The organism is Bradyrhizobium sp. MI1.7 (assembly GCF_055811795.1).
This window is the reverse complement of record NZ_JBVVPO010000063.1, coordinates 37,393-48,633: the sequence shown is the minus strand read 5'-3', so window position 1 is coordinate 48,633 and position 11,241 is coordinate 37,393. Positions and strand designations below refer to the sequence as shown.

At 65.2% G+C, this 11,241-nt stretch carries 10 protein-coding genes; 2 read left to right on the top strand and 8 right to left on the bottom strand.

Going from position 1 to position 11,241, the window contains the following annotated elements; translation table 11 throughout:
* Positions 1 to 211: 211 nt before the first annotated feature.
* A complete protein-coding gene (gene ppdK, locus AC0L3X_RS36970; protein WP_063985101.1) occupies positions 212 to 3,163 on the bottom strand; it encodes a pyruvate, phosphate dikinase in 2,952 nt (983 codons plus the stop codon).
* Positions 3,164 to 3,259: 96 nt separating this feature from the next.
* Positions 3,260 to 3,415, bottom strand: a complete 156-nt coding sequence (locus tag AC0L3X_RS36965; RefSeq protein ID WP_014497329.1) for a DUF3096 domain-containing protein — start codon at positions 3,413 to 3,415, stop codon at positions 3,260 to 3,262.
* A 223-nt stretch (positions 3,416 to 3,638) separates the two neighbouring features.
* Here AC0L3X_RS36965 and AC0L3X_RS36960 point away from each other — a divergent pair, with 223 nt between their 5' ends.
* Positions 3,639 to 3,992 carry a DUF1236 domain-containing protein gene (locus tag AC0L3X_RS36960; protein ID WP_038944551.1) on the top strand — a complete coding sequence of 118 codons (354 nt, stop codon included), beginning with the start codon at positions 3,639 to 3,641 and terminating at the stop codon, positions 3,990 to 3,992.
* A 312-nt stretch (positions 3,993 to 4,304) separates the two neighbouring features.
* On the opposite strand, the gene glyS is transcribed toward AC0L3X_RS36960, so the two are convergent.
* The 6 genes from glyS to AC0L3X_RS36930 form a co-directional block, all read right to left on the bottom strand.
* Positions 4,305 to 6,404 carry a glycine--tRNA ligase subunit beta gene (gene glyS, locus AC0L3X_RS36955; RefSeq protein ID WP_063985102.1) on the bottom strand — a complete coding sequence of 700 codons (2,100 nt, stop codon included), beginning with the start codon at positions 6,402 to 6,404 and terminating at the stop codon, positions 4,305 to 4,307.
* A complete protein-coding gene (locus AC0L3X_RS36950; protein ID WP_063985103.1) occupies positions 6,404 to 7,339 on the bottom strand; it encodes a glycine--tRNA ligase subunit alpha in 936 nt (311 codons plus the stop codon). The genes glyS and AC0L3X_RS36950 overlap by 1 nt, the downstream gene beginning before the upstream one ends.
* 223 nt (positions 7,340 to 7,562) lie before the next feature.
* Entirely contained in the window at positions 7,563 to 7,754 is a 192-nt protein-coding gene (locus tag AC0L3X_RS36945) for a hypothetical protein (RefSeq protein ID WP_071916131.1), read from the bottom strand.
* 104 nt (positions 7,755 to 7,858) lie between these two features.
* Positions 7,859 to 8,767, bottom strand: coding sequence for a S49 family peptidase (locus tag AC0L3X_RS36940; RefSeq protein WP_063985105.1), 909 nt, complete (start codon positions 8,765 to 8,767; stop codon positions 7,859 to 7,861).
* A 151-nt stretch (positions 8,768 to 8,918) separates the two neighbouring features.
* On the bottom strand, positions 8,919 to 9,749 hold the full coding sequence (locus tag AC0L3X_RS36935; protein WP_354131796.1) for a tRNA1(Val) (adenine(37)-N6)-methyltransferase: 831 nt from the start codon (positions 9,747 to 9,749) through the stop codon (positions 8,919 to 8,921).
* On the bottom strand, positions 9,742 to 9,969 hold the full coding sequence (locus AC0L3X_RS36930; RefSeq protein WP_014497336.1) for a putative signal transducing protein: 228 nt from the start codon (positions 9,967 to 9,969) through the stop codon (positions 9,742 to 9,744). The genes AC0L3X_RS36935 and AC0L3X_RS36930 overlap by 8 nt, the downstream gene beginning before the upstream one ends.
* Before the next feature lie 133 nt (positions 9,970 to 10,102).
* Between AC0L3X_RS36930 and AC0L3X_RS36925 the strand changes: the two genes are divergently transcribed.
* Positions 10,103 to 11,110, top strand: coding sequence for a polyprenyl synthetase family protein (locus AC0L3X_RS36925; RefSeq protein WP_063986627.1), 1,008 nt, complete (start codon positions 10,103 to 10,105; stop codon positions 11,108 to 11,110).
* The last annotated feature ends 131 nt before the right edge of the window (positions 11,111 to 11,241 follow it).

The window sequence follows — 11,241 nt, the reverse complement described above, 5'->3', positions numbered from 1 at the left end:
ACCGCGCCGATCGGCGCCTTACAACGTTCATCGCAACCTCCAACCTCCGAGTGTTGCGACGACCGTTTGAATCCGCCTTGGATCGCCCGGTCAAGCCGGGCGATGACAGTGAGTGTGGGGCGCTCGCAATGAAGTGTGGGTGGAGTGTGCCTCAAATGAAAGAGGCGGGGTTTAGCCCCGCCTCTTCGCATTCAACACTTCAACGCTGCGCTTACGCCTGGCTCGCGATCGCCTTGCCGAGCGCCGCCTGCGCCGCGGCGAGACGGGCGATCGGCACGCGGTAGGGCGAGCAGGAGACGTAGTCGAGGCCGATATCGTGGCAGAAGGCGACGGAGGCGGGATCGCCGCCGTGCTCGCCGCAGATGCCGACCTTGAGCTGCGGGCGCGTCTTGCGGCCGCGCGCGACGCCGATCTTGACGAGCTCACCGACGCCTTCCTGGTCGAGCGCGACGAAGGGATCGACCGGGAGGATGCCCTTGGACACGTAGGTTCCGAGGAAGCTCGCCGCGTCGTCACGGCTGATGCCGTAGGTGGTCTGCGTGAGGTCGTTGGTGCCGAACGAGAAGAACTCCGCGCTCTCCGCGATCTCTGCCGCAAGCAAGCAGGCGCGCGGCAGCTCGATCATGGTGCCGACCTGGTAGGCGATCTTGGTGTTGGTGTCGCGCATCACGGCTTTCGCGGTGGCATCGATGCGCGCCTTGACGAGGTCGAGCTCGGCCTTGGTGGCGATCAGCGGCACCATCACCTCGAGGCCGACGGCCTTGCCGGTGCGCTTCTCGGCCTCGACTGCGGCCTCGAAGATCGCACGCGCCTGCATCTCCGCGATCTCCGGATAGGCGATCGCGATGCGGCAGCCGCGGAAACCGAGCATCGGATTGAACTCCGAGAGCTCGCGCGCACGGTCGGCCAGGCGCCGCGGGTCAGTGTTCATGGCGCGCGCCACTTCCTCGACCTCGGCATGGGTGTGCGGCAGGAATTCATGGAGGGGAGGATCCAGAAGCCGGATCGTGACGGGCAGGCCCTTCATGATCTCGAACAGCTCGACGAAGTCGGCGCGCTGCATCGGCAACAGCTTGGCGAGCGCGGCGCGGCGCGACTGCTCGTCCTCGGAGAGAATCATCTCGCGAACCGTGCGGATGCGCGTCTCCTCGAAGAACATGTGCTCGGTGCGGCAGAGGCCGATGCCTTCCGCGCCGAACTTGATCGCGGTGCGCGCGTCCTCCGGCGTGTCACCGTTGACGCGCACGCCGATCTTGCGGACCTGGTCGGCCCATTTCATCAGCGTGCCGAACTCGCCGGACAGCTCCGGCTCGATCATCGGCATGCGGCCGGCGAGCACCTGGCCGAGCGAGCCGTCGATGGTGATGACGTCGCCGGTCTTGAAGGTGCGGGAGCCGATGCTCATGGTGCCGCGGCCGTAATCGACGCGGATGGTGCCGCAGCCGGAGACGCAGGGCTTGCCCATGCCGCGCGCGACCACCGCCGCATGCGAGGTCATGCCGCCGCGGGTGGTCAGGATGCCTTCGGCGGCGTGCATGCCGTGGATGTCTTCCGGGCTGGTCTCGATGCGGACCAGGATCACCTTGCGCCCGTCGGCCTGGAGCTTGGCCGCCTCGTCCGAGGAGAACACGATCTCGCCGGAAGCCGCACCAGGCGAGGCCGGCAGGCCGGTCGCGATCACGTCGCGCTTGGCGTCGGGATCGATGGTTGGATGCAGCAGCTGGTCGAGCGAGGCGGGATCGATCCGCGTCACCGCTTCCTTCTTCGAGATCAGCCCTTCATTGGCGAGCTCGACCGCGATGCGCAGCGCCGCCTTGGCGGTGCGCTTGCCGCCGCGGGTCTGGAGCATCCACAGCTTGCCCTGCTCGACCGTGAACTCCATGTCCTGCATGTCGCGGTAGTGCTTCTCGAGCAGCGTGTAGATCCGCGTCAGCTCCTTGAAGGCTTCCGGCATCGCCGCTTCCATCGACGCCTTGTCGGAACCGGATTCCTTGCGCGCTTCCTCGGTGATGTCCTGCGGCGTGCGGATGCCCGCCACCACGTCTTCGCCTTGCGCGTTGATCAGGAACTCGCCGTAGAGCTTGCTCTCGCCGGTCGAGGGGTTGCGGGTGAAGGCGACGCCGGTCGCCGACGTCTCGCCCATGTTGCCGAACACCATGGCCTGCACGTTGACCGCGGTGCCCCAGGATTCCGGAATGTCGTGCAGCTTGCGATAGGTCACTGCGCGCGCGTTCATCCAGGATGAGAACACCGCGCCAATCGCACCCCAGAGCTGGTCGTGCGGATCCTGTGGGAAATCCTTGCCGGTCTCGCGCGCGACCGCGTCCTTGTACTTGCCGACCAGTCCGACCCAGTCCTCGGCGCTGAGGTCCGTATCGAGCGTATAGCCCTGGCTGTCCTTGAAGGTGTCGAGGATTTCCTCGAAGTGATGATGCTCGAAGCCGAGCACCACGTCCGAATACATGGTGATGAAGCGGCGATAGCTGTCATAGGCGAAGCGACGGTCACCCGACAGTTCCGACAGCGCTTCCACGGTCTCGTCGTTCAGGCCGAGATTGAGCACGGTGTCCATCATGCCCGGCATCGAGGCACGCGCGCCGGAGCGCACGGAGACGAGCAGCGGGTTTTTGACGTCGCCGAACACCTTGCCGGTCAACTTGCCGACATGGTCGAGCGCCTTCTCAACCTGCGACTGCAATTCCTTCGGATAGGATTTGTCGTGTGCGTAGAAGTAGGTGCAGACCGAGGTCGGGAGGGTGAAGCCGGGAGGCACGGGAAGGCCGAGATTGGCCATCTCGGCGAGGTTGGCGCCCTTGCCGCCAAGCAGGTCGCGCATCTCCGTCCGGCCCTCGGCCTTGCCGTCGCCGAACGTGAACACCCATTTGCCGGCCTTGGCCGCGGCTGGCGCCGCCTTGGCGGGCGCGGCCTTTTTGGGGGCGGGCTTCACGGCAACCTTCGGCGCAGCCGACTTGGTCGCAGCCTTCGCCGCGGGCTTCGCAGCCGGCTTTGCAGCCGACTTTACAGCCGCCTTGGCGACCGGCTTCGGGGCGCTCTTGGCGAGTGCCTTGCGAGCCGCCGGCGCGGCCTTCGCCGCGGCGGAGGACTTTGATTTCGCTGGCGTTTTCGCTGGAGTTTTATTGGGCTTCGAGGCGGCTTTGGCCATAGCTTGCACACAACCTGCGAGAGGAAAGGGAAATCGCGCGCCTTACACCACTTTGGGCAGGCCCGCGCAAGTCGAAGAGTTCCGGAAAATGAAGGCCTAGAGATGGAGCCACTTCAACAATCCGAGCCCGATCGCACCATTTATGATGAGAAAGATCGCGACGATCAGGTTGAGAAGGCGCGGCATGATCAGGATGAGCACGCCCGCAAGCAGCGACAGAAGCGGCGAGATGTGGGCGACGGTGATGTGCATGAATTGTCTTTCCGTGACGTGAGGCGAATCGCGGCTGGATCATACCGGACCGGGTTCCGCGGGTAGAGACGCACAAGGCGCGAACAGGTTCCCGGCTTCGCGAAAACTGCCCGAAATTGCCGCTGATGCGGCAGGGCTTTTCCCGGAACATTGCGAAGGGGACATGCATTGGCAACCGGTCGCGCCAGTAGCGCCGGCTGAAATCAGTTCGAAGGAGTTGCCCATGCGGAACAGGATTCTCGCCCTCGCTGCGCTTGGCGCCGCGCTCGGCTCGCCGATCGCAGCGTCTGCGCAATCCGGTCTCACCGTTGGCCGCGCGCCTGTCGTCGTCGACAGCGGCCCGACGATTGCGGTCGAACAGAGGCCGGCATTCCGCGAATATGTCGTCGAGCAACGTGTGCCGGCCTTCCGTGTCCCGGATCGCGTGGTGGTCGGCGCCACCTTACCTGAAAGCGGCGTCACTTATTATGACGTGCCGCAACGTTTCGGCGCCACCACCTACCGCTACACCGTCGTAAACGGCGCAACCGTGCTGGTCGAGCCGCGCTCGCGGCGCGTCGTCGAGGTGATGGATTAGATTCTCGTCTGAACGCGTTTTCTTCACGCGAACCGGTATCCACTTCGCTTGAAAACGCTTCCGATCAACTCGATGTCCGGCGTGTCACTTCAATCAGGCTGGCGCGCATCGCGTAGTACGGACATCAGGCCCCGCCCGGTTCTCCCCCCGCCGGGCGGGGCTTTTTTGGGCGTCGTCTGTGCACGCTCTCGTGTCCCGGGCAAGCGCAGCGCGACCCGGGACCCAGAAGCTACGAGCACGAGGTTAACATGGGCCCCGGCTCTGCAGCGCACCGCTGAAGAAGCGCTGCGCTGCGTCCGGGGCACGAGAGCCTCAATCCTGGATCTTCGAGAAATCCGCGACCGCACGCGTGGCGCTGCGGATTTCGTTGAGCAGCTTCAGCCTGTTCTCACGCACCTTCGGATCGTCGTCGTTGACACGAACCTTCTCGAAGAACGCATCGACCGGCGGACGCAGCTTTGCCATCGCGCTCATCGCGGCGGCAAAGTCTTCCCTGGCGACAGCGGCGCTTGCTTCCGCCTGCACTTCGCCGATCGCCTTCGCCAGCGCCTTCTCCTCATCGAGGCCATAGAGCGCAGCATCCGGCGCACCGTCGAACGCGCGCTTGTCCTTCTTCTCCTCGATGCCGAGGATGTTGCTGGCGCGCTTGATACCAGCGAGCAAGTTCTTGCCGTCATCGCTCTCGAGGAACTTGCCGAGCGCCTCGACGCGGCGGACGATCATCAGGAGATCGTCCTGGCCGCCGAGGGCGAACACGGCGTCGACGAGATCGTGCCGTGCGCCCTGCTCGCGCAGCTGGACCTTCAGGCGATCGGCGAAGAAGGCGAGGAGATCGCTTGGAAGCTTCTCCGCATCGGCCGACTTCAGCGACAGGCCCGCGAGTGCAGATGCCGCCACCTTCATGAGCGACAGACGCAGGTTGTTCTCAGCGATCAGCCTGATCACGCCCAGCGCCGCACGCCGCAGCGCATACGGGTCCTTGCTGCCAGTCGGCTTCTCGTCGATCGCCCAGAAGCCGACGAGCGTGTCGACCTTGTCGGCAAGCGCGACGGCGACACTGACCGAATCGGTCGGCACGCGATCGGTCGGGCCCTGCGGCTTGTAGTGCTCCTCGCACGCGGCGGCGACAGAGGCATCCTCGCCCTGGGCCAGCGCGTAGTACTTGCCCATCAAGCCCTGCACTTCCGGGAATTCACCGACGACTTCGGTCAGCAAATCGGCCTTGGCGAGATGCGCGGCACGCGTGGCCTTCGCGACGTCGGCACCGACCAAAGGCGCGATTTCGGCGGCGAGGCGTTCGATGCGCTTGATGCGTTCCGCCTGAGTTCCGAGCTTCTCGTGGAACACGATCTGCTCGAACTTCGGCAGGCGGTCTTCAAGCTTCGTCTTGAGATCGGTCTCATAGAAGAACTTCGCATCCGACAGGCGCGGACGGATCACGCGCTCGTTGCCTGATACGATAGTCTTGCCGCCGTCGGCCGCCTCGATATTCGCCGTGAGGACGAACTTGTTGGTCAGCTTGCCCGTCTTGGAATCCCTGACGACAAAGCACTTCTGGTTGTTGCGGATGGTGGCGCGGATCACCTCTTCCGGGATCGCGAGATATTCCGGCTCGAACGATCCCATCATGACGACGGGCCATTCGACGAGGCCCGACACCTCGTCCAGCAGCACCTGATCCTCGACCAGCTCGAACCCTTGCGCGAACGTCAGCTCCTTGGCATCGGCGAAGATGATGTCCTTGCGCGCCTGCGGATCGAGGATGACTTTTGCAGCCTTCAGCTTCGCCTCATAGTCCTCGAAGCGGCGTACGTTGATCGCCGCCGGCGCCATGAAGCGATGGCCGTAGGTGGTCTGGCCGGTCTCGATGCCGTCGACCGAGAATTTGACGACATCGGGCTCTTCAGTTTCAGGCCCGAAGGTCGCGGTGATCGCGTGCAGCGGACGCACCCAGCTCAGCGAGCCGGGCTTGCCGGAGCGCGCGCCCCAGCGCATCGATTTCGGCCAGGGGAAGGTGCGGATGATGACCGGCAGGATTTCCGCGAGCACGTCGATCGCGTCGCGGCCGGGCTTTTCGATCAACGCGATGTAGAAGTCGCCCTTCGGGTCGCGCTGGATCTTTGCTTCGTCGAGCGAGTTTAGACCTGTCGCTTTCAGAAAACCCTGCACGGCCGCATCGGGCGCGCCCATTTTCGGACCGCGGCGTTCGGTTTTCAGATCGGGCTGGCGCGCGGGGATGCCGTGCACGGTGAGCGCAAGGCGACGTGGCGTCGCGAACGCCTTCGCACCCTCGTAGACGAGGCCTTCGGCGACCAGCTTGTCGGTGACCATGCGGCGCAGATCGTCGGCCGCCTTGGCCTGCATGCGCGCGGGGATTTCTTCCGAGAACAGTTCAAGCAAAAGATCGGGCATCAGGCCGCTCCGCCCGCTTCAGTATGGATCCAGGCCTCGCCGCAGGCCTTTGCCAGCTCGCGCACGCGAAGAATGTAGCTCTGCCGCTCGGTCACGGAGATCACGCCGCGCGCATCGAGCAGGTTGAAGACGTGGCTGGCCTTGATGCACTGGTCATAGGCCGGCAGCGCCATCAGGTGCGCTTCGCGCTTGCCGTCCTTCCAGCCAGCTTCGAGGTATTTTCTGCACGCCGTCTCCGCCATCTTGAACTGCTCGAACAGCATCGCGGTGTCGGCGACTTCGAAATTGTGCTTCGAATATTCACGCTCGGCCTGCAGGAACACGTCGCCATAGGTCACCTTGGCGTCGCCCTCGCGGCCGTTGAAGTTGAGGTCGTAGACGCGGTCGACGCCCTGCACATACATCGCGAGGCGCTCGAGCCCATAGGTGAGCTCGCCGGCAACAGGCGCGCACTCAAATCCCGCGACCTGCTGGAAGTAGGTAAACTGGCTGACTTCCATGCCGTCGCACCAGCACTCCCACCCCAAGCCCCAGGCGCCCAGCGTCGGGCTTTCCCAATCGTCCTCGACGAAGCGGATGTCGTGCACGGCGGAATCGATGCCGATCGCGGCGAGCGACTTCAGGTACAGCTCCTGAAGGTTCGGCGGCGACGGCTTCATGATCACCTGGAACTGGTAGTAGTGCTGCATCCGGTTCGGATTCTCGCCGTAGCGGCCGTCCTTGGGCCGGCGCGAGGGCTGCACATAGGCGGCGTTCCAGGGCTTTGGCCCAAGCGCGCGCAGCGTCGTCGCCGGATGGAAGGTGCCTGCGCCCATCTCCATGTCGTAGGGCTGCAGGATCACGCAGCCCTGCTCGGCCCAGAACCGCTGGAGCGCGAGGATAAAGCCCTGGAACGAGCGTTCCGGGCGCATATGGGCGGGCAATGAGGCGTCCATCGTCAGATCAGGCTCTCGCGGGGGGTTTTGAATCGCGCGGGACCGTATCGACGGCGGGGATGGGAATCAAGGCAAAGGGGGCGGATTCGGGCCGATCGCCTTGGTCCGGAGACGGTGCGGTAGGGTGGGCAAAGCGAAGCGTGCCCACCATCGTCACCACAATTGCAAAGGGAATGGTGGGCACGGCGCAAGAGCGCCTTTGCCCACCCTACGGCAGCGCGGCCTAGCCGGGCCGATACGCTCCGGTCACGGGGTCACGTTTCAGCTTCTGAATATCCCCGGCATGGGCGGCTTCAGCGACGCGCGACAGGCGCATCTCCTCCAGCTCATGGTTGATCCGGACAGCGGTCTTGTAGGCCCAGCGGACCACGGCAAGCCCGCCCAGGACGCCCGCGAAAGCGACAAACGGCGGCATCGGTCGATCCTTGTCTAGTGCTCAGCCCCCACGCACATTCTTGCGCAGACCGGGCCGCGCCGCAATTGGCTCGGCCCGGACCAAATGGCGCGGGAGGGTGTCGCCTAGAACCCGAATTTCGCCCAAATCGCCCGCGTCTCGACCGCCGAGATCAACTCGTCCGGCAGGCCGGCCATTGATTCCATGGCCGAAAGCTGGCCCGCACCGGGCGATTTCCGCCCCAAAAGGCCCGAGAGCAGACCGGTCGGCTGCGCAATCACAGGGGTGAGAACCTTCTCGCCATAGCGGGCACGAAGAGTTGAGCGGAGATCGCCGATGCCGTCGGCAAGCCCCAGCGCGATCGAACTCTCGCCGGCCCAGTATTCGCCGGTGAACAGGGTGTCGTCGGCGCCCTTCAGCCGCGCGCCGCGGCTCTCCTTCACCAGCGCGATGAAGATCTGGTGGATCTCGCGCTGGAGCGCCTTCAGCCTCGCCACGTCGTCGGGGTTTTCCGGGAGGAACGGGTCGAGCATCGCCTTGTGCGCGCCGGCCGTGTAGAGCCGCCGCTCGATGCCGAGCCGCCTGATTGCCTCCTGGAAACCAAAACTGCCGCCGACCACGCCGATCGAGCCGAGGATAGAGGACGGATCGCATATGATCTCGTCGCCGGCGCAGGCGATCATGTAGCCGCCGGACGCCGCGACGTCCTCGACGAACACCAGCACGGGCAGCTTCTTCTCCGCCGCGAGCTGCTTGATGCGCAGATAGATCTGGCGCGACTGCACCGGCGAGCCGCCGGGCGAATTGATCACCAGCGCCACCGCCTTGGCGTTCCGGTACGAAAATGCCCGCTCCAGCACCCGCGCGACGCCCGCAAGCGTCATGCCCGGGCGCAGCGGCGTCACCGCACCGATCACACCGGACAGCCGCACCACCGGCACCACCGCGGTGCCGGGACGGAAGCGCGCCGGCAGATATTGCATGAGCTTGTCGGCCAGGCCGGAACCCTCACGATCGTTCAATTGTTCGGCCATGCCGTTACCTCTGCTTAACCATTTCTTATCACGCGACTGTCATTGGAAGTGCCCGGAACGTGTTTTGCAGATTCCCCGTTGGGAAGCTGCAATGAGGCAGCGGAGAACACCATGAAAATCTATCTGCTGTTGCTGCTGGTCGGTGCGCTGTTCATGGCGATCCGCCTGACGACCCCGCAAGAGCAGCAGTCGGAATCGCTTCCGCAGTAAGTCGTCGCGGCTCCGCCAGCGGCAAGAGCGCCCTCCCCTCCAGAATCTCCGTCACCTGATTTTTAGGCACGCCTGACTCGTCGTTGAGCATGAGGCCCGGCAGCAGTCGCGTCGGAGCCCGGCCGCCTTTGACGGCGCGCACCAGTACGCGGATCGCGGGCCGTCCCGCCTCGCCGTGAACCGGCAGGATCGACAGGCTGCCGAAGCCGCGTGACAGCGCAGTCGAGACCTCCGCGATCCCATCGGCGCGCCAGATCAGGGTCAGCGCGCCGTCCGATCGGAGGATGCGCCGCGCCGCATGCACCCATGCATTCAGCGTCTCCTCCCTCGCAACATGCGCGGTGCGGCGCGCCTGATCGGGCGAACCGCGATGGCGCGCGGGATCGTTGAAGGGCGGGTTCATCAGCACCACGTCGACGCTGTCGGGCGCGAGGCCATTAGCCGCAAACGCCTGTGCGTCGGCCGTAACGTCGAGCACGATCGTCTCGGCGGCGATCGCATTCGCCGCCGCATTGGCGCGCGCGAGTTCCGCCAGTTCCGGATCGATCTCGACCAGGCTGAGGCTGATTCCCGCGACGCGCCGGCCAAGCGCCAGCCCGGCGGTGCCGATGCCGGCACCGAGATCGACGACGCGGTCGCCCGCCCGCGCTTCCGTCGCCGCCGCGAGCAGGATGGCGTCATGCCCGGCGCGGTGGCCGGACCGCTTCTGCTTCAAGCGCAATTGCCCGCCGAGAAAGGCGTCCTCGGTGAAGTCTGTGACGACGTCAATCATCGCCGCGCAGTTCATGGCTGAGGCCGGCCTCGGTGAGGAGCTCCCTGGCCTCCTGGGCGTCATCCTCATGGACCAGGATCCGCCGTGGCAGGATACCCAGCGAGCCCTCGATAATGCTCATGTTCTGGTCCAGCACCAGATGATGGATGTTGGCGCCGTCGAGCAGCGCGCCGATCGCCGACACCAGCACCATGTCGTTGGTCCGAACCAGTTCACGCAAAACGCACGTCTCCTGCCTGAAAGGGGCTAAAGCGGCAAATGTCAATGGTTCCGCGGCACTTGCCGCATCCGCTGCCAGTTTCTATTGTATTTGCATCAGAATAGCCCCTCCGGGGCAAATATTGGAGACCGGCGTGGCCGTCATCGTACCTTTCGAAACTCCCGGCGCGTCGATCGAACAGCTGGTTGCCCTTGTCGCTGGTGACATGGAGCGCGTCAACGCCACGATCCTGTCGCGGACCGGCTCCGAGGTCACCATGATCCCGGAGGTCGCCAACCACCTCATCTCCTCCGGCGGCAAGCGCCTGCGCCCGATGCTGACGCTCGCCATGGCCAACCTCGCCGGCTACACCGGCGACGGTCACATCAAGCTCGCTGCCTCCGTCGAATTCATGCATACCGCGACGCTCCTTCACGACGACGTCGTCGACGAGAGCGAGATGCGCCGCGGCAAGCTGTCGGCGCGAATGCTCTGGGGCAACGAGGCGAGCGTGCTGGTCGGCGACTTCCTGCTCGGCCAGGCGTTCCGCATGATGGTCGAGGTCGGCTCGCTCCGCGCGCTCGACATCCTGTCCGCGGCCGCCGCCACCATCGCCGAGGGCGAGGTGATGCAGCTTGCCGCCGCCAAGAACACCGCGACCACCGAGGACGAATATCTCGCCGTGATCCGTGGCAAGACCGCGGAGCTGTTCGCGGCCGCCTGCGAGGTCGGCCCCGTGATCGCCAACCGCCCGAAGGCGGAGCAGACCGCCTGCCGCTCGGTCGGAATGAATCTCGGCATCGCCTTCCAGCTCGTCGACGACGTGCTCGACTATGGCGGCAAGAGCGCCAAGCTCGGCAAGAACACCGGCGACGATTTCCGCGAGGGCAAGATCACGCTGCCGGTCGTGCTCGCCTTCCGCCGCGGCAACGACACCGAGCGCGCCTTCTGGATCCGGGCACTCGAGCGCGGCGAGATCGGCGACACCGACCTCGACCACGCCCTCGGCCTGATGAACAAGCACCGCGCGCTGGAAGATACGCTCAGCCGCGCCCAGCACTACGGCGCCATGGCCGTCGACGCGCTGGCGCTGTTCCCGTCCTCGCCGATGAAGAGCGCGCTGGAGCAGGTGGTCGCGTTCTGTCTGGCAAGGTCGCATTAGGCGCGAGGGCCTGACGCTCTTTCCACGTCGTCATTGCGAGCGCAGCGAAGCAATCCAGAAAAACCCCCCCGGGGACCGAAGGGTTTTTTTAGCGGGGGGGCCAAAGAGGGGGGCGAGGGCACCGCCGCAGA